This is a genomic window from Xanthomonas vasicola, from assembly GCF_000772705.2.
Lineage (GTDB): Bacteria > Pseudomonadota > Gammaproteobacteria > Xanthomonadales > Xanthomonadaceae > Xanthomonas > Xanthomonas vasicola.
Genome location: NZ_JSBW02000032.1, coordinates 1 through 23,227, shown reverse-complemented (window position 1 = coordinate 23,227; position 23,227 = coordinate 1). Strand labels below are relative to the sequence as shown.

The 23,227-nt window shown below is 63.1% G+C and carries 19 protein-coding genes and 1 pseudogene; 12 read left to right on the top strand and 8 right to left on the bottom strand.

Annotation, left to right across the window (positions count from 1 at the left end):
• Positions 1 to 251: 251 nt before the first annotated feature.
• From NX05_RS07560 to NX05_RS07550, 3 genes are read right to left on the bottom strand one after another with little or no spacing between them, the layout of a single operon-like run.
• Positions 252 to 2,549 (bottom strand): xanthine dehydrogenase family protein molybdopterin-binding subunit, encoded by a 2,298-nt coding sequence (locus NX05_RS07560; RefSeq protein WP_039430830.1) that lies wholly within the window; start codon positions 2,547 to 2,549, stop codon positions 252 to 254.
• Positions 2,546 to 3,634: an FAD binding domain-containing protein gene (locus NX05_RS07555; protein WP_039430828.1), complete on the bottom strand. Its 1,089-nt coding sequence runs from the start codon at positions 3,632 to 3,634 to the stop codon at positions 2,546 to 2,548. The genes NX05_RS07560 and NX05_RS07555 overlap by 4 nt, the downstream gene beginning before the upstream one ends.
• Positions 3,607 to 4,185, bottom strand: a complete 579-nt coding sequence (locus NX05_RS07550; protein WP_039430826.1) for a (2Fe-2S)-binding protein — start codon at positions 4,183 to 4,185, stop codon at positions 3,607 to 3,609. The genes NX05_RS07555 and NX05_RS07550 overlap by 28 nt, the downstream gene beginning before the upstream one ends.
• Positions 4,186 to 4,485: 300 nt before the next feature.
• Here NX05_RS07550 and NX05_RS07545 point away from each other — a divergent pair, with 300 nt between their 5' ends.
• The 4 genes from NX05_RS07545 (at position 4,486) to NX05_RS07530 (ending at position 7,488) form a co-directional block, all read left to right on the top strand.
• The gene (locus NX05_RS07545) at positions 4,486 to 5,817 is read left to right on the top strand and encodes a DUF763 domain-containing protein (RefSeq protein ID WP_039430824.1); all 1,332 of its coding nucleotides are present in this window, start codon (positions 4,486 to 4,488) and stop codon (positions 5,815 to 5,817) included.
• Positions 5,814 to 6,407, top strand: a complete 594-nt coding sequence (locus tag NX05_RS07540; protein WP_039430822.1) for a GIY-YIG nuclease family protein — start codon at positions 5,814 to 5,816, stop codon at positions 6,405 to 6,407. The genes NX05_RS07545 and NX05_RS07540 overlap by 4 nt, the downstream gene beginning before the upstream one ends.
• A 63-nt stretch (positions 6,408 to 6,470) precedes the next feature.
• Positions 6,471 to 6,812, top strand: a complete 342-nt coding sequence (locus NX05_RS07535; RefSeq protein WP_010375755.1) for a cupin domain-containing protein — start codon at positions 6,471 to 6,473, stop codon at positions 6,810 to 6,812.
• A 160-nt stretch (positions 6,813 to 6,972) separates the two neighbouring features.
• Positions 6,973 to 7,488, top strand: a complete 516-nt coding sequence (locus NX05_RS07530; protein ID WP_039430819.1) for a DUF6496 domain-containing protein — start codon at positions 6,973 to 6,975, stop codon at positions 7,486 to 7,488.
• 207 nt (positions 7,489 to 7,695) lie between these two features.
• Here NX05_RS07530 and NX05_RS07525 read toward each other — a convergent pair whose 3' ends face one another.
• Positions 7,696 to 8,121: a type II toxin-antitoxin system death-on-curing family toxin gene (locus tag NX05_RS07525; RefSeq protein WP_039430818.1), complete on the bottom strand. Its 426-nt coding sequence runs from the start codon at positions 8,119 to 8,121 to the stop codon at positions 7,696 to 7,698.
• Between the two features lie 9 nt (positions 8,122 to 8,130).
• Positions 8,131 to 8,352 (bottom strand): AbrB/MazE/SpoVT family DNA-binding domain-containing protein, encoded by a 222-nt coding sequence (locus NX05_RS07520; protein WP_010363114.1) that lies wholly within the window; start codon positions 8,350 to 8,352, stop codon positions 8,131 to 8,133.
• A 149-nt stretch (positions 8,353 to 8,501) separates the two neighbouring features.
• Between NX05_RS07520 and lexA the strand changes: the two genes are divergently transcribed.
• The 6 genes from lexA to NX05_RS07490 all read left to right on the top strand — a co-directional run bounded on the left by lexA (position 8,502) and on the right by NX05_RS07490 (position 16,601).
• Positions 8,502 to 9,107 (top strand): transcriptional repressor LexA, encoded by a 606-nt coding sequence (lexA, locus tag NX05_RS07515; protein WP_039430815.1) that lies wholly within the window; start codon positions 8,502 to 8,504, stop codon positions 9,105 to 9,107.
• Between the two features lies 1 nt (position 9,108).
• Positions 9,109 to 9,762 (top strand): translesion DNA synthesis-associated protein ImuA, encoded by a 654-nt coding sequence (imuA, locus tag NX05_RS07510; RefSeq protein WP_039430813.1) that lies wholly within the window; start codon positions 9,109 to 9,111, stop codon positions 9,760 to 9,762.
• 9 nt (positions 9,763 to 9,771) lie between these two features.
• Positions 9,772 to 11,190: a Y-family DNA polymerase gene (locus NX05_RS07505; protein WP_039430811.1), complete on the top strand. Its 1,419-nt coding sequence runs from the start codon at positions 9,772 to 9,774 to the stop codon at positions 11,188 to 11,190.
• Positions 11,191 to 11,364: 174 nt separating this feature from the next.
• Positions 11,365 to 14,616, top strand: a complete 3,252-nt coding sequence (locus NX05_RS07500) for an error-prone DNA polymerase (protein ID WP_039430809.1) — start codon at positions 11,365 to 11,367, stop codon at positions 14,614 to 14,616.
• A 219-nt stretch (positions 14,617 to 14,835) separates the two neighbouring features.
• Positions 14,836 to 15,297, top strand: a complete 462-nt coding sequence (locus NX05_RS07495) for a VOC family protein (protein WP_230597788.1) — start codon at positions 14,836 to 14,838, stop codon at positions 15,295 to 15,297.
• Positions 15,298 to 15,782: 485 nt separating this feature from the next.
• On the top strand, positions 15,783 to 16,601 hold the full coding sequence (locus NX05_RS07490) for an HDOD domain-containing protein (protein WP_053012843.1): 819 nt from the start codon (positions 15,783 to 15,785) through the stop codon (positions 16,599 to 16,601).
• Between the two features lie 113 nt (positions 16,602 to 16,714).
• Here the strand turns inward: NX05_RS07490 and NX05_RS07485 are convergent, their stop codons facing one another.
• Positions 16,715 to 18,112 (bottom strand): trypsin-like serine peptidase, encoded by a 1,398-nt coding sequence (locus NX05_RS07485; RefSeq protein ID WP_039435020.1) that lies wholly within the window; start codon positions 18,110 to 18,112, stop codon positions 16,715 to 16,717.
• A gap of 199 nt (positions 18,113 to 18,311) precedes the next feature.
• Between NX05_RS07485 and NX05_RS07480 the strand changes: the two are divergent.
• Positions 18,312 to 18,583: pseudogene (locus tag NX05_RS07480) on the top strand (HDOD domain-containing protein); the annotation flags it as partial.
• 18 nt (positions 18,584 to 18,601) lie between these two features.
• On the opposite strand, the gene NX05_RS07475 reads toward NX05_RS07480, so the two are convergent.
• Complete coding sequence (locus tag NX05_RS07475) at positions 18,602 to 19,078, bottom strand: DUF3757 domain-containing protein (RefSeq protein WP_249027773.1); 477 nt, start codon at positions 19,076 to 19,078, stop codon at positions 18,602 to 18,604.
• Between the two features lie 395 nt (positions 19,079 to 19,473).
• Here NX05_RS07475 and NX05_RS07465 point away from each other — a divergent pair, with 395 nt between their 5' ends.
• Complete coding sequence (locus NX05_RS07465) at positions 19,474 to 21,435, top strand: OPT family oligopeptide transporter (protein WP_039430804.1); 1,962 nt, start codon at positions 19,474 to 19,476, stop codon at positions 21,433 to 21,435.
• A 288-nt stretch (positions 21,436 to 21,723) separates the two neighbouring features.
• On the opposite strand, the gene NX05_RS07460 is transcribed toward NX05_RS07465, so the two are convergent.
• Positions 21,724 to 23,151, bottom strand: coding sequence for an ATP-binding protein (locus NX05_RS07460; protein ID WP_253956516.1), 1,428 nt, complete (start codon positions 23,149 to 23,151; stop codon positions 21,724 to 21,726).
• Between the last annotated feature and the right edge of the window lie 76 nt (positions 23,152 to 23,227).

Here is a 23,227-nt window from a genome sequence, read left to right as displayed (position 1 = left end):
TCAACGTTATTTCGGCCAAGACGCCATCGCGGCCTTGCATCGGGCTGGCTTGACGAAAAGCGCACAGGTGCAGCAGCTGAAGGTCACGGCTAATCAGGTGACTGGTTACAAATGGCACGTGCGGCTCACGGGCACTCGTTTGGCTGAGACATGAAATTGGGCCCAATGCAGCGAACATTGGGCCCGACTATCTGGATCACTTGACTGCGGTAGCGCCGAACATCCGCTGCAAACGCAACGTGCAATACAGGTCACTCTGCCATTACCTTGTCCGGGGTCATTGGCGTGCTGCGGATGCGCTTGCCGGTGGCGTGGAAGATGGCGTTGCAGATGGCCGCAGAAACGCCGACCAGACCAATTTCGCCCACACCCTTTGCGCCTAGGCGACTGACAATGCGATCGTCTTCGTCGGCAAAGATCACATCGATGTCGTGGATGTCGGCATTGGCGGAGACGTGATACAGCGCCAGATCATGATTCATGAAGCGGCCGAAGCGGTGATCGGATTGGGTGTGCTCGTGCAGCGCCTGACCAATGCCCCAGACCACGCCACCGACGATCTGGCTGCGCGCGGTGATCGGGTTGAGGATGCGCCCTGCCGCAATCGCACTAACCACACGCGTGACCCGTACCGTGCCCAGTTCTTCGTCCACCCGCACCTCCACAAACACGGCGCCGTGCGTGGCACGGGTGTACTTGCGTTGATTGAGCACGTTGGGCAGCAGCAGGAACTTGTCTTCGATCTGCTCAAGCCCTGCAGTGCGCAGCAGCTCGGTCAAGGCAATGGCGCTGCCGGCATCGGCATGTAACGCAAGTTTGCCGTTGGCAAACACCACATCGTCGTTTTTGGCTTTTGCAAAGCGCGAGTCGGGCAGGGCTTGGGCCAGCCGCAACAACCGCCCACGCAGCTTGCCGCAGGCGCCATCCACTGCCGAGCCCACCGTGGTGACGTGCGAGGAGCCACCTTCGATTGGCGCAACCGGCAAGGTCGAATCGCCAAGTTGAAAGGTCACTTGCTCCAACGGCAGGCCTAGCGCTTCGGCAGCGATCATCGCCATCACCGTGTAGGTGCCGGTGCCGATATCGCTGGCCGCGCTGCTGACCACCAGGCGCCCATCGGCATGCAGTACCGCATGTGCGCGCGCGAACATCTGCATCGCATCCCACTGCCCGGTGGCCATACCCCAGCCCACCCACTCGCTACCTTCTTTGCGTGCGCGCGGTTGCAGCGGGCGCTGCGCCCAGCCGAAGCGCTCGGCTCCTTGCTCATAACACTGGCGCAGCGCCTTGGTGGAGTAAGGCTTGTCGTCGGCTGGATTGACCTCGGCATAGTTCTTCAAGCGCAGCGCCAGCGGATCGATGCCGACCTCATAGGACAGCTCGTCCATCGCCACTTCCAGCGCGTGTACACCATGCGCAGCACCTGGCGCACGCATGTCGATCGGGCTGTATTGGTCCAGGCTCACCAACGTGTAGCCCAGGTGCACGTTGTCGCAGGCGTACAACTGGCCGCTCCAGTTGACCACCACTTCCACGTAGTCTTCGATACGTGAAGTTTCGGCAATGGCTTCATGCCAGACGGAGCGCAAGGTGCCATCGCGGTCTGCGCCAAGCTTGAGCTGCTGCAGCGTTTCCGGGCGGTGGCCGAAGGTGAACATCTGTTGCCGTGTCAGCACCACACGGACCGAGCGATCCAGCAGGATCGACGCCATCACTGCCAGCGGCAGCTGATACTGCGGGCGCAGCCCGGAGCCGAATGCGCCGCCCACATACGGGTTGCGCACGGTGACCTTGCGCTTGCTCAGCCCGAACACGTGCGAGACGTACCAGCGGCTGTTCTGCGACCCCTGGGTTTTGTCGTAAATGGTGAAGTGACCGTCGGCATCGCGGATGACGGTGGAAGCGAACAACTCCATCGGGTTGTGGTGCTCCACGCCGCTGTAATAGTCGGCCTGTATCTGGCACTCGGCATTATCGAATGCGGCGTCCGGCTTGCCCTTGTCTTTTGGCGGTGGGGAAAAGCCGGCTTTCAAGGGTTTGGGCGTGTGCGCACGGTCTAGATTGGTCATCAGGTTGGTGTCGTGTGGGTCCTGCAGCAACTCCACTTCCACCAGATGCGCGGCGTGACGCGCCGCTTCGAAAGTCTCGGCAACCACCAGCGCAATGGGCTGGCCACTGTACAAGATCTTGTTGTCGTACAAAGGACGGAAGGGCGACCCGGCCGGCGCCGTCATGTCCTTGTAGAACAGATCCATGCCACGCATATGCGGGCGGTTTTGGTGGGTGACGATCTCCAGCACGCCGGGCACTGCGCGTGCGGCCTCCAGATGAAATGCGACGATCTCACCCTTGGCAATGCTGCTGTTGACCACCACGCCATAGGCCAGATCCGATACCGGCCACTCTGCGGCATAGCGCGCTTGTCCTGTGACTTTTGCGCGTCCATCAATGCGGGTGACGCCGGTGCCGGTGGGGCGATAGCCGGTGCCGTTGTCGGCAACCGGTGGGCTCAGATCATGCTCGAACAGGTCGGTGTTGGGTGCGCTCATGGCGATTCCTCCAGCGCATTGGTGCGCCCGCGATTGTCGATGGTGCCCTCGCGCGCAACGCTCAATGCACGCACGATGGCGCGGCGTGCCAGCGGCAGCTTGAAGGCGTTTTCGCCCTGCGGCTGCGCGCCTTGCAGCAGCGCATCGGCCAGGCGGGCGAAGGTTTCTGCGGTGGCCGGCTGGCCGACTACGTGTGCTTCTGCATCCGCATTGCGCCACGGTTTGTGTGCCACGCCGCCCAGTGCAACACGTACTTCGTGAATGCTGCCGTCTTCAGCCAGATCCAACGCGGCCGCCACCGATACCAGCGCAAACGCGTATGAAAGGCGCTCGCGGATCTTGAGATATGCGCTGTGTGCGACGAAGCGCTGCGCGTCGGGGAGATCGATATGCACGATCAACTCCTCCGGCGCCAAGGTGCTGTCCAGTTCCGGGTGCTCGCCGGGTAGGCGATGGAACTGCGCGAACGGAATGTCGCGCTCGCCATTGGCGCCTTGCACATGCACCACCGCATCCAGCACGGCCAACGCCACACACATATCCGATGGATGCGTGGCAATGCAGTGCGCGCTGGTACCGAGAATGGCGTTGTATTTGGTTAGCCCGCCGATGGCCGAACAGCCGGTGCCAGGATCGCGTTTATTGCATGGGGTGGCGTGGTCGTAGAAGTACATGCAACGCGTACGCTGCAATAGATTGCCGCCATTGCTGGCCATGTTGCGAATCTGTGGCGAGGCGCCGGCCAGAATCGCTGCGCTCAACAGCGGATAATGTGCTTTCACTTCCGGGTGATACGCGGTGTCGGCATTGCGCGCCAGCGCGCCCAGGCGCAGGCCGCCATCGGGGTTGGTGCTGATGCTGTCCAGTGGCAGCCGGTTGATGTCGACCAGGCGGCTGGGTCGCATCAGCTGCAGTTTCATCAGGTCGGTGAGGTTGGTGCCGCCGGCGATCAGCCGCACCGGCGCTTCGGATGGCACCGGTTGCGTGTCGCTGCTGCGCACTGCAATGGCGCCGAGTGCCGCATCGATGGTATCCGGGCGTGTATAGGTGAGCGGAATCATGCCGGCACCGTCCCTGGCGTCCACGGTGTGGCCGCGCTCTCGCTGCTATCGCTGGGTTTGCCTATCACTTCCATCACCGCATCGGTGATTTGCGGATATGCACCGCAACGGCAGATGTTGCCGCTCATCAGCTCACGCACCTGATCGCGGTCGTGTGCCTTGCCTTCGTTGATCAAGCCCACTGCTGAGCACAGCTGCCCTGGCGTGCAATAACCGCACTGGAATGCGTCATTAGCAATGAAGGCGCGTTGCAGCGGATGCAATTCATCGCCATCGGCCAGACCTTCGACGGTGGTGATGTCGGCGCCGTCCTGCATGACGGCCAGGGTCAGGCAACTGTTGATGCGGCGGCCATCGACGAGCACCGTGCAGGCGCCGCATTGGCCATGGTCGCAGCCTTTTTTGGTGCCGGTGAGGTCGAGGCGGTCGCGCAGCAAATCGAGCAGGCTCACCCAGGCTTCGAGTTGCAGTTGATAAGGTTGAGCGTTGATGCGCAGGTTGACCGGATAGGTCGGCGCACTGGTGGCGGCAGTTGCCGGCGCCGTGCTTTGGGTAGTGGTGGGTGTGGCAGTCATGCGAACCCCGTGGCGATGGCTGAGGAGGGCCACCACCTTGAAGGCGTTGTGGTCAACGCAAAGTGACCACGCGTGTGATTTTTGTCGCAACACCGCTGCGCTACTGCATCCAGCAGCGGTGTTGCGATCGCTGCACGCTCGCGCCTGCATGCATTATCGGTATGCGCGCGGTACATGTCGCTTGCATGCAGTCACTGCTGCGCTGAATTCGTCAGCTTTACATGTGCACTGACGCGTCTGCGTCCCAGCTGCTGCGACGCAGCGCCGTTATCCTTGCGGGATGAAAACAAGGTGGCAGCAATGAGCCGGCGCGGTGGCAGTGCAGATCTTCCCCTGCATGGTGGACGCGTTCCGCATTGGTTGGGTGAGCGGATGACGCGGCTTGGCGCGGTGATGTGCGAGGCGATCGTGCATACCTATGGGCGCGATGAATTGTTGCGGCGGCTTGCGCACCCGTTCTGGTTCCAATCGTTCGGTGCGGTGATGGGCATGGACTGGCATTCGTCGGGCATTACCACCAGCGTGATCGGCGCACTCAAGCGTGGGTTGACGCCGTTGTCCGGCGAGCTGGGTATTCATGTGTGTGGCGGGCGTGGCCGGCATTCGCGCGCCACGCCTGCGGAATTGCTGGCAGTGGGCGATGCGGTGGGGCTGGATGGCGCCGCGTTGGCGCAGGCCAGCCGACTGGTCGCCAAGGTGGACAGTGCCGCAGTACAGGACGGGTTCGATCTGTATCTGCACGGTTTTATCGTCAGCGACGACGGCCGCTGGGTGGTGGTGCAGCAAGGAATGCATGGGCAGCGCAAGCAGGCGCGCCGATATCACTGGCTCTCCGAAGGCCTTAGCAGTTTTGTAGATGCGCCGCATGCCGCCATCGATGGCGCGCATCAGGGCAACATCGTCAATCTTGCCGACCATCGCGCAGCTGCCTCGCGCGATGCGCAGGTTGAGCTGCTGCATAGCACGGCGCCGGATCAGCTGGCACGCCACTGGCAACGCATTGCGGGTGTAGAAGCGCCTGCGGCAGCGACTGCTGTGCAAGGCCCGGTCACTGGCGATCTGTTCGCCGGGCACGCCTGGGACCCGGCGCAGCAACCGCATCTGTCCATGCCCGACCATCATGATGTGCGCAGCGAGAACGTGATCACACGCAGGCTGCACGCCAGCCTGGCCGCCGCCGCCGAAGCGGGCCCTCGCGATTTCACCGCGTTGCTGCAAGTCCCAGGCGTGGGTGCGCGCACCTTGCGCTCGCTGGCTATGGTGGCCGAAGTGGTGCATGGCACGCCATGCCGTTTCAGCGACCCGGCGCGTTTTTCGCTTGCGCATGGTGGCAAGGACCGGCAACCGTTCCCGGTGCCGACACGCGTGCTCGATCACACCATCGGCGTGCTCAAGCAGGCGATGCAGCAGGCTAAGCTGGGCAACGACGAACGCTTGCAGGCGATCGCACGGCTGGACGCACAGGCGCGTCGCCTTGAAGCCACTGCACACGGGCCGACCGTAGAAGACTACATCGCGCAGGAACGTCGCGATTCGCATCGCTATGGCGGGCGCAGCGTGTTCGGTTGGGAATCTGCACCAGAGGATGCGCATGTTGCGCAGGTGACACGCGCGCGTGCAGGTCGCCGATGAGCGTTCGCGGACGCAGCAGTACACCAGTGGCCATCGACGGGCGCTGCTTCACCTATGTGTTCCCTTGCCAGTGGGAAGACCATTGCAAGATCGGTTTTTCGCGCGATCCGTTGGGGCGTATCGGTAGCCTGCATCCGCGCTGGTTCGATTTTTTCGATCTGGAACGCGGATTGTTGGTGGAGACCGAGCGCGAGCGCGATGCACGCGATCTAGAGCTGCAACTGCGGCGCCCGCTGCTTGCGCACAACGCACCGGCACCGATGGCAATCCGTGCAGTAGCCGGTGGGCATACCGAATGGTTTCGGGGCGCGGGCGATGCATTGGAAGGTGCCATAGCTGGATTGCAGCAGGGCGGTTATCGCGTGTTCGTACTACGCGATTGGCTGCAGGCAGCCATGGCGCAGCGCATCGATCGACTGTACGACTGGGCCGCAGTGCAGTTGAGCGCGGACGAACGCGATGGCCTGATCGGCCCCACGCCGGCACAACGTGCGCTGCGCGATGTACTCGATGGCTACTGCGCATTGGATTTTCCCGTGCAGGCGCATCTGCCCGAGCACATCTGGGCTTGGTATTACCGTAACGGCTAAGCAGTGTTGCCAGCGCGTTGACGTGCGTCGGCTCAACATCGCCTCATCCCTGAGGAGTGCCATATGCAGATTGCACAACTGCCATTGACCGACGCGTTCAAGGTGCTTTTTTCGGTGCGCCAGGTGCAGGCCGCCGAGATGGTGATTGCGCCGGGCGAGGGCGAAGGCGGGCCCGACAATCGCCACCGTGGTGCCGATCAATGGTTGTACGTGGTCGACGGCACTGGCGTGGCGGTCGTCGAGGGGCAGACGCATGCGCTACAGGCCGGCAGCCTGATCGTGATCGAGCGCGGCGAAACGCACGAGATACGTAATACCGGCCAGGCACCGTTGAAGACGGTCAATTTCTATCACCCGCCCGCTTACGATGCGCAAGGCGAACCGTTACCGGCCGGCGAGGCGTAGTGATCGCTGGGCGGTTGTGCATGTAGTTGATGCGATCAGTCGCTGTGCAAGCGTGTGTTGGCGAGATGCCACATACGCTTCAACGCCAGGTGAGCATCGCGCCCACTGTGCATTGACGCAACGCTTGTTACATCGAGCCATCCACAGCCTGAGAAGTGCCATGCCACAGACCAAGACGCGCCGCGCTGCCGCCGAGGACAAGCGCGAAGGAAAGTCGGCCAGTACCCAGGCCGGCGAATATGTCAAAGAAGAAATCGACCAGGTACGCGAAGGCGCGCATGGGGTGAAAAGCACCAAGCAGGCCATTGCGATCGGCTTGTCCAAGGCGCGCCGCGATGGTGTGGATGTTGCGCCGTCCAGCTCCGCGTCCAAGGCCACCAAGAAGAAAGCCGCACAAGACACCGCAGCTGCAACTTCCAGAAAGCCGGTCTCGCCCACGCGCTCGGCCGGCGCCAAGAAAGCCTTGAAGACTGCCAGCAAGGGCACCACCGCCAAGAAGACAGTGGGTAAACAGGCGTTGTCCACGCAGACCACGAGCGCCGCAAAAAAGCGCACGGCCAGTGATCGTTCAACAGCGGCGAAGAAGGCGGCTGAGACCAAGGGGCCGGCATTGCGTAAGGCTGCAGCGAAGAAAGCGGCTGCGACGCGGAAGCGTGCCGAAGCCAAGGGCGCTTAGCGCGGCGACCTAAACGTGGCGAGCAGTTTTCAGGTGCGCGTGGACGGAGCGGAGTCGTTGGAGGATGAGTGGTACCCGCCGTCTGGGGTACCGACCTCGCACGCCTGTTCGCTGCGCAGCCGTTTTTGTAGCCGCTTCTAGAATCCAGCAAAAAGGCGTCCGTGCATCAGGCATGTGTAGCGCGTCTGATGCGACATGTCTTTCACCTCAGCCGTAGTTCGGTGCTGACTCATGTACGCGTTGCTGGTGCCGGGATTGCAAGCGTGGGCGTAGCCAAGCTGCACAAGCGGCTTCATCGAGCGAGCCATCCGCCAGACCGATATAAAAACCGTAGAGTTCCAGGTCACCTGCCTGCAAGGTGGCTCCATTGAGCACGATGAAAGTTTCGCAGGCGACCGCTGCGGTGCGCTTGTTGCCATCGACAAATGGATGATTGCGGGCCAGGCCATACGCCAGGCTGGCTGCAAGGGCCGCCAGGTCCGGCGGTGGCTCGCCATACGCCAACAATTGTTTGGGTCTGGCAAGCGCCGAATCGAGTAGTGTATCGTCACGCACACCGCTTCCACCGCCATGCTCGGCCAGCTGGCGGTCATGAATGGCTAACGCAAGCGGCCGCTCGATCCAGATGATCATGCGTGTGGGTTACTGCGCCAGCTTGTTGAGCAAGGTGCGGCGGTCGCGCATCACCTGCTCAGCCACATCCATCTGCGCCGCCAATGTCGGGTCGAAGGCGGTCAGCTTGATGCCGTCGGGCGTTTCCAGTGCATAGAGTTCGTCGCCTTTTCCAAGCCGCAGGCGGGCCAGCAGTTCCTTGGGCAGGATGACGCCGGCGGAGTTGCCGATGGCAGTGATCTTGAGTTTCATGACGGCACCTTGCGTTAGTACGTAAGTTATAACTCTGTCCTCGGCCAGTCGCAAGCACTGTGCTGAAGCGGCTCAGCTAGCCAATCTCGCCTGCTGCGACTGATGGGTGTACAAATGTACACCTTGTCCCCACCGGCTGCCGCGCCCCGATGCCACCACTGTCCCCCCAACGTGCCGCCGTACTGGTGTTCCTGCAGGAGCAGGCCCAGGCAGGGGTGTCGCCCAGCCTGGCCGAGATCGCGCAGGCCTTCGGGTTTGCCTCGCGCAATGCCGCGCAAAAGCACGTGCAGGCGCTGGCCGATGCCGGGTTGATCGAGCTGCTGCCTAATCAGAAACGCGGTATCCGCATGCCCGGTCGCGCTGGGCGCGATGCGCTGTTGAATTTGCCGGTGCTGGGGCGAGTGGCAGCAGGCCTGCCGATCGGTGCGGATATCGGCCTGGAGCGTCAACTCTGGCTGGACCGCGCGCTGTTTTCGCTGCGCCCGGATTATCTGCTGCAGGTGCAGGGCGATTCGATGATCGACGATGGCATTCTGGATGGCGACCTGGTGGGCGTGCATCGCAGCAATGAGGCGCGCGATGGGCAGATCGTGGTGGCGCGGGTGGACGGCGAAATCACCATCAAGCGCCTGGAACGCGGCGCCGAGCGTATCCGCCTGCTGCCGCGCAATCGCGCGCATGCGCCAATCGTGGTGGCAGCTGATGCCGACTTCGCGATCGAAGGGCTGTACTGCGGCCTGATCCGGCAGGGCTGAGATGAGCCAGGAGCCGGCGCGCATCAGACAGGACGGCAATGCGGCGGTGGCACTGCCGTTGGACGCCCTGCTGGCTGCGCGCACGGTCTGGCGTGCGGGCCAGGGCACGGCCACCGCCAATGGCGGCGAATCCACCGGGCATGCCGCATTGGATGCATTGCTGCCCGACGGCGGCTGGCCGCGACGTGCGTTGACCGAGTTGCTGTTACCTGCGCATGGCATCGGTGAGATCGCCTTGTTGCTGCCGATGCTGGCACGCATGACCGCCAGCAGCAGCCGGGTGGTACTGGTGGCGCCGCCGTTGATTCCTTACGCGCCGGCGTGGCAGGCGGGCGGGGTGGTGCTGGAGCATCTGGAAGTGGTGCAGGCCGAGCCGCGCGAAGCGTTATGGGCGTTCGAACAATGCCTGCGCAGCGGCGCCTGCGCAGCGGTGCTGGGCTGGCCGCAGACCGGCGATGCGCGTGCGCTGCGCCGGTTGCAGGTGGCCGCCGATAGCGGCAACTGCTGCGCCTTCGCACTGCGCGATCGCCGCCATGCGGTGAATGCATCGCCGGCTGCCTTGCGGCTGGAATTTTTGCCTGAGCGCGATGCCTGGCAAGTGCGCAAATGCCGCGGCGGGCAGGTGCCGCCGCAGCCGTTGCGGCTGGCGCATTGAGGCGCGCGCATGTTGTGGGCTTGCATAGTGCTGCCGCAGCTGGCACTGGACGCTGTCCTTCGGCGTCTGGAAGAGCCGCAGGCGCCGCTGGTGCTGGTGGAAGGCCCGGCGCAGTTGCGCAGCCTGCATTCGGTCAATGCCGCGGCTGGTGCGGCCGGGCTGAAGGCCGGCATGCGGCTGTCGGCAGCGCATGCCTTGATGACCCAAGTGCGCACCATCGATTACGACGCGCACAACGAAGCGCGCACGCAGCGGTTTCTTGCGGCTTGGGCGTATCGGCATAGTTCGCTGGTGAGCCAGCAGTGGTCGCACGCCATCGTGCTGGAAGCTGGCGCCAGCTTTCGCCTGTTCGGCCCATGGCCACGCTTCGAGCGCCGCCTGCGCGATGAGCTGCAGGCCTTGGGTTTCCAGCACCGGCTTGCGCTGGCGCCCACGCCGCGTGCGGCGCGCGTGCTGGCCGGCCTGCGCGACGGCATGGTGGTGACGCAGTTACCGGCCCTGCACAGCACGCTCGACAAAGTGCCGGTACGCCGCGCCGCATTGCCCGACGATGCCGGCGAGCGTCTGCAGCACATGGGCGTGCGCACGCTGGCGGCGGTGCGCGCCTTGCCGCGCGATGGGATACGCCGGCGCTTCGGTGCGGGCCTGCTCGATCATCTGGATCGCCTCTACGGCCAGGTCGACGACCCGCTGGAGTGCTACGCGCCGCCAGACCATTTCGACCACCGCGTGGAGCTGGGGTACGAAGTGGAAACGCATCCAGCGCTGCTGTTTCCGTTGCGTCGCCTGATCGGTGACCTGTGCACGTATCTGTCCATTCGCGATGGCGGGGTGCAGCGGTTTTTACTGCGTCTGGAGCATGAAGAAGGGGCTACCGATGTGGAGATCGGCCTGCTGACGCCGGAACGCGCGCCCACGTTGCTCTTCGAGCTGGCCCGCAACCGGCTGGAGCGGGTGGAGATCCCGCGGCCGGTGGTAGCGATGCGCCTGCTGGCACGGCAACTGCCACCGTTCGTGCCGGCCATGTGCGACCTGTTCGATCAACGCGCGCAACAATCGGTGGAATGGCCACAACTGCGCGAGCGCCTGCGCGCGCGGCTTGGCGACGATGCGGTGTATCGCGTCCTGCCGGCCGACGACCCGCGCCCGGAGCGCGCGTGGCGTCGCGCCATCGGCGATGCCGTGCGCGAAGCCGCTGCGCCGCCACGTCCGCCGCGCCCTACCTGGCTGCTGCCGCAGCCGGTACCTCTACACGATCCACACCTGCGCATTGTGTCGGGCCCGGAACGGCTGGAAAGTGGTTGGTGGGACGACGACGAAGCGCGTCGCGATTACTACGTGGTGGAGACTGCGCGCGGCCGGCGCGGCTGGGCCTTCGCCGCACCTGGCCGGGTAGATGGCTGGATGCTGCATGGGTGGTTTGCGTGATCGCCGCATGTTCGCGCGGTATCGAAGCAAGTGCTGTGTGGGTGGTGGTTGCCACTGGAGCGTGCGTGGCCAATGTCAGGGCTCCAGGCAAAACGCAGCATCATCGGCAACGATGCGATCTGCTGCGCACTGTAAAAACCATATGGCGCAGCGCGCTGTTGAAGGTAGCCATCCATGAGTTGGGATGACGCCATCGATGGCGTAGACCGCGACACCCCTGGCGGGCGCATGCCGCGCGCCTGGAATGTGGCTGCGCGTTTGCTCGCGGCCAACGACGACATCACCCACGCGCAAGTTGCCGATGGGATGCCTGCATATGCCGAGCTGCATTGCCTGTCGGATTTCTCGTTCCTGCGTGGCGCCTCCAGTGCCGAGCAGTTGTTCGCGCGCGCGCAGCATTGCGGTTACAGCGCCTTGGCCATTACCGACGAATGCTCGCTCGCCGGCATTGTGCGTGGCCTGGAAGCATCGCGTGTCACCGGCGTGCGCTTGATTGTCGGCAGCGAGTTCACCCTGGTCGATGGCACCCGCTTCGTGCTGTTGGTGGAAAACGCGCACGGTTACCCGCAGTTGTGCGCGCTGATCACCACCGCACGTCGCGCGGCAAGCAAGGGCGCCTACCGGTTAGGGCGTGCCGAAGTGGAAGCGCAGTTTCGCGATGTGGCGCCGGGCGTATTTGCGCTGTGGTTGCCCGGCGCGCAGCCGCAGGCAGAGCAGGGCGCCTGGTTGCACCAGGTATTGGGCGAGCGCGCGTTTCTGGCAGTGGAACTGCATCGCGAACAGGACGATGCCGCGCGCCTGCAGGTGCTGCAAGTGCTGGCGCAGCAACTGGGCATGACCGCATTGGCCAGCGGCGATGTGCATATGGCACAGCGCCGCGAACGCATCGTGCAAGACACCTTGACTGCTATCCGCCACACCCTGCCGCTGGCCGACTGCGGCGCGCATCTGTTTCGCAATGGTGAGCGCCATCTGCGTACCCGGCGTGCATTGGGCAATATCTATCCGGATGCGTTGTTGCAGGCCGCGGTGGAGTTGGCACAGCGCTGCACCTTCGATCTTTTCAAGATCAGCTACACCTATCCCAAAGAGCTGGTGCCGGAAGGACATACACCAACCAGTTATCTACGTCAGCTCACCGAAGCCGGCATTCGCAAGCGCTGGCCTTGCGGCATCTCGGCAAAGGTCCGCGAGGATATCGAAAAAGAGCTGGCGCTGATCGCGCTCAAGAAGTACGAGGCGTTTTTTCTTACAGTCCAGGATGTGGTGCGCTTCGCGCGCGAGCAGAACATCCTCTGCCAGGGCCGTGGCTCATCGGCCAATTCTGCGGTGTGTTATGCGCTGGATATCACCGCAGTCAATCCCGACGAGACGCGTCTATTGATGGCGCGGTTTTTGTCCGAAAAACGCGACGAGCCGCCGGACATCGACGTAGATTTCGAGCACGAACGCCGCGAGGAAGTGCTGCAATACGTCTACAACAAGTACGGGCGCGAACGTGCGGCGCTGGCGGCGACGGTGATCTGCTATCGCGGCAAGAGTGCGGTGCGCGACGTGGCCAAGGCCTTCGGTTTGCCGCCGGACCAGATTGCGTTGCTGGCCAATTGCTACGGCTGGGGCAATGGCGAAACGCCGATGGAACAGCGTATCGAAGAAGCCGGGTTCGATCTGGCCAACCCGTTGATCAACAAGATTTTGGCCGTGACAGAGCATTTGCGCGATCACCCGCGGCATCTGTCGCAGCATGTCGGCGGCTTTGTCATCTCCGACGAGCCGTTGTCGCTGCTGGTGCCGGTGGAAAACGCCGCGATGGCGGACCGCACCATCATCCAGTGGGACAAGGACGATCTGGAAACCATGAAGCTGCTCAAGGTCGATTGCCTGGCGCTGGGCATGCTCACCTGCATCCGCAAAACACTGGACCTGGTGCGCGGCCACCGCGGGCGCGACTACAGCATCGCCACGTTGCCGGGTGACGATCTCCCAACCTACAAGATGATCCAGCGCGCAGACACCGTCGGTGTCTTCCAGATCGAATCGCGTGCGCAGATGGCGATGCTGCCGCGGCTCAAACCTGCAGAGTTCTACGACTTGGTCATCGAAGTGGCGATCGTGCGGCCAGGCCCCATCCAGGGCGACATGGTGCACCCGTATCTGCGCAGGCGGCAGGGTCGCGAAGACGTGAACTACCCGTCGCCGGAAGTGGAAGACATCCTCAAACCAACGTTGGGTGTGCCGTTGTTTCAGGAGCAGGTGATGGAGCTGCTGATGCATGCCGCCGATTACACCGAAAGCGAGGCTGACAATTTGCGTCGCTCGATGGCTGCCTGGCGGCGCGGCGGCGACATGGAGCAGCACCGTGCACGCGTGCGCGAACGCATGCAGGGCAAAGGCTACGCCTCCACCTTCATCGACCAGATCTTCGAGCAGATCAAGGGTTTCGGCTCCTACGGGTTTCCGCAAAGCCACGCCGCCTCGTTCGCCAAACTCGTTTATGCCAGTTGCTGGCTCAAACGCCACGAGCCCGCCGCATTCGCCTGTGGGCTGCTCAACGCGCAGCCGATGGGTTTTTATTCGGCCAGCCAGATTGTGCAGGACGCACGCCGCGGCAGCCCCGAGCGCGAACGTGTGGAAGTGCTGCCGGTCGATGTGTTGCACAGCGACTGGGACAACACCCTGGTCGGCGGCCGGCCGTGGCGCAGCGACGACGACCCCGGCGAACAACCGGCGATCCGGTTGGGAATACGGCAGGTTGCCGGATTGTCGGAAGTGGTGGCGCAGCGCATCGTCGCTGCACGCCGGCAACGCGCCTTCGCCGATATCGGCGATCTCTGCCTGCGCGCCGCACTCGACGAAAGAGCGCGCCTGGCACTGGCCGAAGCCGGTGCCTTGCAAGGCATGGTGGGTAACCGCAACGCCGCGCGCTGGGCAATGGCCGGCGTGGAGGCACGTCGCCCGTTGTTGCCCGGCAGCCCGGAAGAACGCCCGGTGGCGTTTGAAGCGCCGCGCGCTGGCGAAGAAATCCTTGCCGATTACCGCTCGGTCGGTCTGAGCTTGCGCCAACATCCCATGGCGCTGCTGCGTCCGCAGATGCGCCAGCGGCGCATCCTGGGTCTGCGCGAATTGCAGGGCCGCAGCCACGGCAGTGGTGTGCATGTCGCCGGCCTGGTCACCCAGCGCCAACGCCCAGCCACCGCCAAGGGCACCATCTTCGTCACCCTGGAAGACGAGCATGGCATGATCAACGTCATCGTCTGGTCGCATCTTGCGCTACGCCGCCGCCGCGCACTGCTGGAATCGCGCCTGCTCGCCGTGCGCGGCCGCTGGGAACGCGTGGACGGCGTGGAGCACCTCATCGCCGGCGACCTGCACGACCTCAGCGACCTGCTCGGCGAAATGCAGCTGCCTTCGCGCGATTTCCATTGATGCTTTTCGGGCCTTCGATTGCGGCAGGTTCTATCTGCGTTCTATACCCAACTGCTGGCTTTTTGGAAACGCTCCGACCTTCCTGACAACCGTTTTTTCGGGAAGAGGCCTTCGCGGTAGAGCGTCACCATGAAGATCATATTCGTCATGTTGCTGGCGTCGGTTGCAGCTAGGGCGCAAGCTCCGACACCTCAAGCAGGGTCTAGTGAGAGTCAAGCAATGAACAACGACGCAAGAATAATCGCCGTGGACCACACAGGCTTCGCGGTATCGTCATTGGACGAAGCTGTTCGGTTCTGGACAGGAGCACTCGGCTTTACGCTTGAGCGGCAGTCGGAGATGGGGGGCGATTTCCTGTATCAGGTGACTGGTGTCGATGATCCCACTGTAAAAACGGCAATCGTCAGGGCACCAGACGGTTATGTGATCGAACTATTACAATATTCAAAAGGGCGCCAGAACGGGGCGGTGCCGAACAGCGCGGGGGCGATTGGTGCGGCCCACCTAGCTCTGACCGTAAACGATATTCATGCCGCTATTGCCCGCGTCGAGGCAGCAGGATGGAAGGCGAAAGGGAGTCCACTGCCGATCGCGGGTGGGCCAAGGAAGGGAACGCTGGTGGCCTACGTTTCAGGCCCCGACCATATCACGATAGAGCTTATGCAGCCGCAAGCCCATTAATGGGCCTGCGGAAGTTTTCCCGCTTCACCATTGCCATTGGGAAGGATGCCGATTTGGTCAGACGCTGACGGGGTCGCGCCGTTCCTCCAATGTTTGGACGAGTACGGCTAGGCTGATCGATGCCAGACGTTCGACTTCCAGTAGCGCGTCGCTCACAGCCGCGTTGACGACTGCCGCGATCTGGCACCCGGGCTCAGGACGTTCGATCCCGATCGCCAATAGGCGGGGGCCGCCAATCTGTCCAAATCGCTGCGTGGTGCCAAGGCCGACTGACGCAATCGATGCGGTCGTGTGCCCGTAAATTGTCGAGCTCGCTTGCCGCGCCGATCATTTCAGGCCGATTGGCGAAGCAACTTCCTGTGCAACGCAGCCACAAGCGTGAGTGAATACATCCAGCTACCAGTCACTGGCAGCAAACCGCTCTGTGCTACACCATGCAGGTCCGCGCGGCCGCGCTGGCTTGTCTTTCACCCCACGAGGCGATCATGAAGTTGGAGGCGTTGTTCGACCAGTTGCACACCTTGCCCACCGTGCCCAAGGTGGCGCAGGACCTGATCCGTCAATTCGACGATCCGCAGACCGATATCGATACGCTGGCCCACAGCATCGAGCGCGATCCGGTGATTGCCGCCAAAGTGCTGCGGCTGGCCAATTCGGCGCGCTTCCATGGCCTGCGCGATTCCACCAGCGTGGAAGACGCGGCCATGCGGTTGGGCTTCAATACCCTGCGCACGCTGGTGCTGGCCTCGGCGATGACCGGCGCGTTTCGTGCTGGCCCGGGCTTCGACCTCAAGGCGTTCTGGCGGCACAGTTTCGAGGTCGCCGGCATCTGCCGCCTGTTGGCGCGCCAGCACGGGCTGGACCCGGAGACCGCCTTTACCTGCGGGATGATGCACAACATCGGTGAGCTCTTGATCCAGTCCGGCGCGCCCGAATACGCCAGCCGCATCAATCACGACACCTCGTCCGCCGCTCATGCGGCCGAAGAAACCCTGCAACTGGGCTTCGGCTACCCGGAAGTCGGTGCAGAGCTGGTGCGTCGCTGGCAGTTGCCGGCGGTCATCCACGAAGCCATCGCCTATCAGGTCCGGCCCGCAGCGGCCCCGGACGGTGCGCGCATGCCGTTGCTGGTCGCCCAGGCGGTAGAGGTTTCCGATGCGCTGCATGCGCATGGCGGCGCCACCCCGGAGGCGTTGGAAGCGGTACGCTGCCCGCTGATGGATGGCGTGGATCTGGACGCTTTGTTCGCTGCGCTACCGGAGGTGATCGAGGCTGACCGCGCGTTTGCCGAGTTGCTGCACTAGGCCTGTTCGGCACCTGGCCGGTGGCTGAAAGTCTGTTGCTCGCGCGCAGTCACGCGAGCGGCTGCCGGCACCACGTGGCAGGCGATGCGTCGCCTGCGACGCCAATCGACGAGCTACTTGCCGAAGTATCTGGAAATTCTGGGATACACGTCTGAGAAGCGCGAGTAGTAATCGGGATCGCGCCGCGCCGAGCAGGACGAGGTGCCATCGAACAAACCGCCACGCAGCTGGTATCCGCCGTTCCTTGCCACGGTGAACAATCCCGAACCGGAGGAGCCGTCTTCGGTAACGCCTTCGTGCCAGTGCACCTGATACAGCGGGCTCTTGTCCTCGTAGGAGGTCTTGAGCGCGGTCACGGTGCCAAGCGAGTATTTTTTGAGCGCATTGTTCGGATGGTGGATGCCGATGATCGGGGTGCCGGTAGCTCTAATGGTGGCGCTACTCCAGCCTGCATAGAACGCCCCCGGTGGTGGCGGGCTCCTCAGCTCCAGCAGCGAGATGTCGCGGGTCGAGTTGGTATAGCGCAACACCGCGCCGCCGCTGAGCGTGGTTGCCTGTGTGCTGACGGTGGTGCTGTTGCAACGTGCTGCGTCATAGAACCAATAGGTCTGCAGGGTGTTGGCAACGCTCTGTGTGCTGACGCAATGCGAGGCAGTCCAGAACAGGTGACGTTTGGGCGAGTTGGCGTTATTGAGCAAGGTGCCGGTGCACGAGAACGACCCATTGCTGTCGGTGATCACCATGCGCGCGACTGCGCTCGATGCATGGAGAAAGGCGCGGGTGGGGTGGGCGCGGCAGACGATATCGCTTTCGCAGGAGCTGGTGTTGTCGCTGGCGCTGGCCATGAAGTCCTGCGTGTTGGCAGCGGGGCTGATATCCAGATGCGATAACTGCGGGATGCTGAGGCTGAAGTTCTCCGGATACTGGCCTGCCGGCAGCGTGATCTCGATCAGCAGGTCTTCTCCTTCGACAACCGGCGACCAACCGATGGCATTGGCGGCGGTGACGAAATCGGCGCCGGAGCGCTCGAAGACATGCCCGTCGTTGCCGGCAAAGCGCAACACCACCTGGGAGGGCGTGCCGGGTGTTGCACCGGCGCCACGCAACACCAATGCCGCACGCAGCGAGGCTGCCTTTGCAGAGCTGAGCGTCAAGGTGGCCACACGTGTGCCATTGCCTGCGTGCTGCCAGTCCAGCGCGGCCAGGTTCACCCGCGGCTGCGGGACCGCACGCGAAAAGCCGATCTGCAAAGGTTGCCCATGTTTGAGCTGTGCAATGCGGCGCTCATGCAGCAGGTTCAATTCCTTGTCGGTGGGTGCAGCCAGGTGTGCCACCTGTGTGGACATGAGGCCACCACGCAGATCTGCTGACTGCAGGCTCGCAGCACCGAGTTGCGCCGGTTGCGGTGCGGCGGTTACCGGCGCTGCATCCATCTCAGCGGGTGGCGCGGCGAGCGCAGGGATGGAAAGGGCAGAGAGCAAGGCAAGGCAGAAGGCGGTGCGGCGATACATGGCAGGTCCTTTGGTCGGGAGCGGCAGGTGGCTGCATGAGCATGCCGTTTCATCCGGGCCGAATGAGAATGGTGAATCTTCACCGCTTGGTCGGTACGAACAAGCTCATGGGCAGCTTGCCTGCCTCTGCAGGGAGCGACATTGCGGCCGCGCCCTTGCTTCGCTGTGCCGTTGATGATTTCGCTGGTGGGTGGGTACCCTGGTGCGTCGCTGGCAGTTGCCGGCGGTCATCCACGAAGCCATCGCCTATCAGGTCCGGCCCGCAGCGGCCCCGGACGGTGCGCGCATGCCGTTGCTGGTCGCCCAGGCGGTAGAAGTCTCCGATGCGCTGCATGCGCATGGCGGCGCCACCCGGCGGCGTTGGAAGCGGTACGCGCCCCGCTGATGGATAGCGTGGATCTGGACGCTTTGTTCGCCGCGCTACCGGAAGTGATCGAGGCCGACCGCGCGTTTGCCGAGCTGCTGCACTAGGCAGTCACTGCCGCTGCGTCACTCCAGGCGTAGCGGTTTGAACGCGCAGTCGTCAACGCTTCGTGCGTTCTCGCTGCGGGTACAGGCATAGAACTGATCCTGTCCCGGGATTGGCGGTTGATCGGGTTGCCAGCGGGATGGGTCCTTCGGGATGACGATCAAGTTGCGTTGCGTCCCGGGCGTTTCATGATCGAAATAGGCCAGATCCACTTCCCGCCCGCGACGCAGTGTGTAGCTGCAATTGACCAGCACCCCCCGGGCGGGCGCCGTCGCGGCAAGGGTGCCGTAGTAGAGCACCGATGACAGATGCCGTGGATCGCCAGCGTCAGGTTGCAGCGTGCTGGACCACACGCCGCTTCCGGAGGCCATGTCGAGCCGGACATGTGCGCGATAACGCCCGTCTTCGTAGTGCACCGCTTCCAGCGCAGGGCATTGTGCGGTGTCTTCAGCGGGCTCTCTGCCGGGTGCACCGGCTGCGGGTTGCGACAGCAGCATGCCGGCCAGCAATAAGGTTGTCAGCGGACGAATCATGTATCGAATCTCTTTGCACGCGGCCGTAGTGCGTTATGGAAGGCGATGCGGACGCTCGTCGATCAGCGCAGTCCGCATCTGCCGTGGCAGGGCAGGGGGGCTCATCAATGTGCTGCCCTGCAGAATGATGACCGCTGCGGTCTGGCCGGTGCCCAATGCGAATCGGTAGCGCCACGGGCGTATCGATCCGCAGCTGACACCGCCTGCCAGTGTCTGCACCGCGTCGCGGTGGACATGGCTGCCGACGTCCTTGGTGCCACACGCCAGACCCAGCACACTGTTACGCCGCGCCGCAGCTGGACTCGTATCGGCACAGGCGCTAGCGTTGTAGGGATTTTTTGCCTACAGGGGAATGCCCAATGCGCCACGACGCGCAGCCGCGCCAGCTCACTTTTCGCGCCGTTGTGCTGGCCATCGTGCTGGCGGTGGTGCTTTCAGCCGCCAACGCCTACCTCGGCCTGTTCGCGGGCCTGACCATTGCCACCGCCATTCCGGCGGCGGTGGTGTCGATGGGCGTGCTGCGCCTGCTCGGCGGCGGCACCATTCTGGAAAACAACATCGTCCAGACCGGTGCTTCGGCCGGCTCGTCGATCGCGGCCGGGGTGATCTTTACCATCCCCGCGCTGGTGATCATGGGCTACTGGCCGGACTTCAGGTACTGGTGGGTGCTCGGCATCGCCGGCATGGGCGGCCTGTTGGGCGTGCTGTTTTCGGTGCCGTTGCGGCGCTCGATGATCGTTGAAGACCCGCTGCCGTTCCCCGAAGGCAAGGCGGCGGCCGAAGTGCTCAAGGCCGGCGAAAATCCCGGCCCGGGTCTGAAGATCCTGGCCGCCTCCGGCGCTATCGGTGCACTGGTCAAGCTGGCTGCGGCCAGCGGTTTGCGCGTGATTCCGGACACCTGGGCGCAGGCCACCTACGTGGGCAGCAGCCGTCTGGTGGGTTACATCGGCACCAACCTGTCGCCGGCGCTGCTGGGCGTGGGCTACATCGTCGGTTTGAACGTGGGCATCGTGGTGCTGTCCGGTTCGATCCTGTCCTGGCACATCGCCATCCCGCTGTACCAGCAGTTCTTCATGGGCAGTGACCCGGCCCTGGCGCAGAGCCTGGTCGGCGCGCCGGCTGCCGACGCGGCGTTCGGCATCTGGGGCGCGAAAATTCGCTACCTCGGTGTCGGTGCGATGTTGATCGGGGGCGTGTGGACCTTGTTCTCGCTGCGGAAATCGCTGTTTTCCGGCGTCAAGAGCGGCTTTGCCGCCGCGCGCAAGAGTGGCGGCGGCGTGGTCGCCGAGACCGAGCGCGATCTGCCGATGAAGTGGATGCTGGTGGCGCTGGTGCTGTGCACGCTCCCGCTGCTGGGCCTGTATCAAGCCATCGTGCAACAGTGGCACGTGTCGATCCCGATGACCATCATCATGATCGTGGCCGGCTTTCTGTTCGTGTCGGTGTCGGGCTATCTGGCCGGCTTGATCGGTTCGTCCAACAATCCTGTCTCAGGCATCACCATCTCCACCATCCTGTTCGCCTCGGCGGTGCTGGTGTTGCTGCTCGGCAAGAGCGGCCTGGTGCCGGTGGGCATCGGTGCGGCGCCGTTGGGCGCAGTGGCAGCCATCATGATCGGCGCGGTGGTGTGCTGCGCGGCGGCGGTGGGTGGCGACAATCTGCAGGATCTCAAGGCCGGTTATCTGGTCGGTGCCACACCGTGGAAGCAGCAGCTGATGCTGGGCATTGGTGCGTTCTCGTGCGCCTTGATCATGGCGCCGGTGCTGAATCTGCTGGCCCAGGCCTACGGCATTGGCCCGGCAACGCCACAGCATCCCAACGCGCTGGGTGCGCCGCAGGCGACGTTGATGGCTTCGGTGGCCAAGGGTCTGTTCGGCGGGCAGCTGCCGTGGAGCATGATCGCGATCGGTGCCGGCGTGGGCGCGGCGATCATCGCACTGGACGAATGGTTGAAGGCCACCGGCAAGCGCTTCCGCGTGCCGGTGCTGGCCGCGGCCATCGGCATCTATCTGCCGCTGGAACTGATGGTGCCGATCTTCATTGGTGGCCTGATCGCGCATCTGGTGGAGCGCTTCCACAACATCCGTGCCGACGACGAAGACGGCCGCGACCGCGTGCATCGTCCCGGCGTGCTGTTTGCCGCTGGCCTGATCACCGGCGAGGCATTAATGGGCATCGCCATTGCGGTGCCGATCGTGCTGTCCAGCCGCGCTGATGTACTGGCGTTGCCGGCCGCGCTGCAGCTCAACCAGTGGTTCGGCCTGGCGATTCTGGCCCTGGTCGGCTGGCTGCTGTATCGCGTCGGCAAGCGCGGCGAATAGGCTGCCTGAGTGTGATGTCCAGCCTCATAAAGCCGGCTGTCCCAGAAATTTTTCGCGATTTGAGCGCTCGCATGACGGACAACGGCTACGCATTGACCAATGGCTCGCCGAAGGAACGATCGAAAAGCATGCGATGTGGGGTTGCCTTGAAGTGTCCGATTTAAAAGGCATCTATTGGCGGGCCAAGACGTGAGGCTAACAACTCGTCCAAGCCGACGCCGCTTCGCGGCGCGGTCTAACACTTGAGTTAAGCCACGCTGCGAAGCGGTGTCGGCTTTAGACGAATTGTTAGGTGATGACCTCACTCCGCTGCGCCTTGATGAAGGCGCGCATGGCTGCAATGGAGTCATAGAGGTCGGCGGGGGAGAAACGCTGGTTGTGCGGATTCTCGGGGTGATGAATTTGGTGACGAATGAAATCGGTGTTACTGATTTGCTCCGTTCGTGTTGAACCACTTTTCAACAGGCGAACATAGTTGACGTGAGGTCTAGTAGCCCGGAATGCGTCGAGGTCGCCAGATGATTCAATATGTGCGTAAAGCTCGTCGTGGTACTCGGAGGTCGGTTCGCCGAATGCCGAGAAGCTGACCTCATTGAGACTCGGGTATGGCAATTCGTTGGGCAGAACGCGGGATACGCGCTCCTGCGTCCCGCTGGAAACAAGCCTGAGACACTCGAAGCTCAGGTGTTTGACGATCTCTGGGCTGTGCGTTGTCATGAGAACCTGGGTAGCTTGTGCAGTCGAGAGCGCCTTGAGAGCGGCCGTTAGGCCGCGCTGATGTTCGGGATGCTGCGAGGTTTCCGGCTCTTCGATCGCGTAAACTACGTGCCGGTTTCCTGATTCAGCCAGTCGTCGCTCAGCTTCAGCGCGGAAGAAACTGATCAGTACAAGTCGCTTGACCCCGCTGCCCCGCTTGTTGATGGGTATGCCTTGATCCCCTGATATTCCAACGCTTTTGAAGACGTCCGGCCACTTGAGCGCGTCCGAGTCCGGTATTTGCGGTTCCAGTGAAGCAGCTAGGTGGGGGTTCAATTCACGTAGCTTCTCTAGAGTTCGACCCGCAACATCCTCTAACCGCGCACGAACCTTATCTGCAACTTCCCGGAGGCTCTCGCGAATTGCCGGATCGCCGAGTATTTCGCGAACTGCTACGCGCATTGGATCCTGCACTTCATCGTCCGACTCAGCATTCTTTCGGTCGGACTGGAACAACGTAAACAGTGGCATATTCGCTTTCAGCTGATCCCAGATGGTCTTCGTATCCTCCTTGGCGATTTCAATTTCGCGTTCGCTAAGTGCGAGGTCGGAGTGACCAGCCCAGATCGCCTTTCGAAGCTCTGCGCTCCGGGTCTTGTCTGAGCAAGAGAAGCCCTTCTCATCCACAGCCTTGCGCAGTTCGGTGATCTTCTTCTGGTGTAGATCGCAGCAGCCGTCAGTAGTGGGATGACTGGCGCGGATAAAGACACGCTCTTTTCCTGATGGAGCGAATCGCTTGATGACATGCAAAGTGCCTTGCGCGGTAGTTAGGTACTCGCTCGCCAAGGTCGTCCGGTTTGTGGAGTCGATCACGATCTCGGCCGGGAGTTCGGCAAACTCAACGCTGACCTCAATCTGGTCTTCCCCGCGGGCGAGGCAAGACTTGTTGATATCTTCCTTGTCGAGCTTGGGAAACTCTGAACAACTCCCCTTGATCCTGCGACAATCACACAGACGCAACGGACAACGACGATGCAACTGACCTTCGGCGATGCGGAGTACAACGGCAAGCGCAAGCGGACGCGGCGTGAGGTGT

Excerpts from the sequence above, each read along its gene's own strand:
- NX05_RS07550 (WP_039430826.1), bottom strand. The coding sequence starts at position 4,185 with ATGACTGCCACACCCACCACTACCCAAAGCACGGCGCCGGCAACTGCC.
- lexA (WP_039430815.1), top strand. The coding sequence starts at position 8,502 with ATGCCACCACTGTCCCCCCAACGTGCCGCCGTACTGGTGTTCCTGCAG.
- NX05_RS07500 (WP_039430809.1), top strand. The coding sequence starts at position 11,365 with ATGAGTTGGGATGACGCCATCGATGGCGTAGACCGCGACACCCCTGGC.
- imuA (WP_039430813.1), top strand. The coding sequence starts at position 9,109 with ATGAGCCAGGAGCCGGCGCGCATCAGACAGGACGGCAATGCGGCGGTG.
- NX05_RS07540 (WP_039430822.1), top strand. The coding sequence starts at position 5,814 with ATGAGCGTTCGCGGACGCAGCAGTACACCAGTGGCCATCGACGGGCGC.
- NX05_RS07475 (WP_249027773.1), bottom strand. The coding sequence starts at position 19,078 with ATGCTGCTGTCGCAACCCGCAGCCGGTGCACCCGGCAGAGAGCCCGCT.
- NX05_RS07495 (WP_230597788.1), top strand. The coding sequence starts at position 14,836 with ATGAACAACGACGCAAGAATAATCGCCGTGGACCACACAGGCTTCGCG.
- NX05_RS07490 (WP_053012843.1), top strand. The coding sequence starts at position 15,783 with ATGAAGTTGGAGGCGTTGTTCGACCAGTTGCACACCTTGCCCACCGTG.
- NX05_RS07485 (WP_039435020.1), bottom strand. The coding sequence starts at position 18,112 with ATGTATCGCCGCACCGCCTTCTGCCTTGCCTTGCTCTCTGCCCTTTCC.
- NX05_RS07525 (WP_039430818.1), bottom strand. The coding sequence starts at position 8,121 with ATGATCATCTGGATCGAGCGGCCGCTTGCGTTAGCCATTCATGACCGC.
- NX05_RS07530 (WP_039430819.1), top strand. The coding sequence starts at position 6,973 with ATGCCACAGACCAAGACGCGCCGCGCTGCCGCCGAGGACAAGCGCGAA.
- NX05_RS07535 (WP_010375755.1), top strand. The coding sequence starts at position 6,471 with ATGCAGATTGCACAACTGCCATTGACCGACGCGTTCAAGGTGCTTTTT.
- NX05_RS07545 (WP_039430824.1), top strand. The coding sequence starts at position 4,486 with ATGAGCCGGCGCGGTGGCAGTGCAGATCTTCCCCTGCATGGTGGACGC.
- NX05_RS07505 (WP_039430811.1), top strand. The coding sequence starts at position 9,772 with ATGTTGTGGGCTTGCATAGTGCTGCCGCAGCTGGCACTGGACGCTGTC.
- NX05_RS07465 (WP_039430804.1), top strand. The coding sequence starts at position 19,474 with ATGCGCCACGACGCGCAGCCGCGCCAGCTCACTTTTCGCGCCGTTGTG.
- NX05_RS07520 (WP_010363114.1), bottom strand. The coding sequence starts at position 8,352 with ATGAAACTCAAGATCACTGCCATCGGCAACTCCGCCGGCGTCATCCTG.
- NX05_RS07560 (WP_039430830.1), bottom strand. The coding sequence starts at position 2,549 with ATGAGCGCACCCAACACCGACCTGTTCGAGCATGATCTGAGCCCACCG.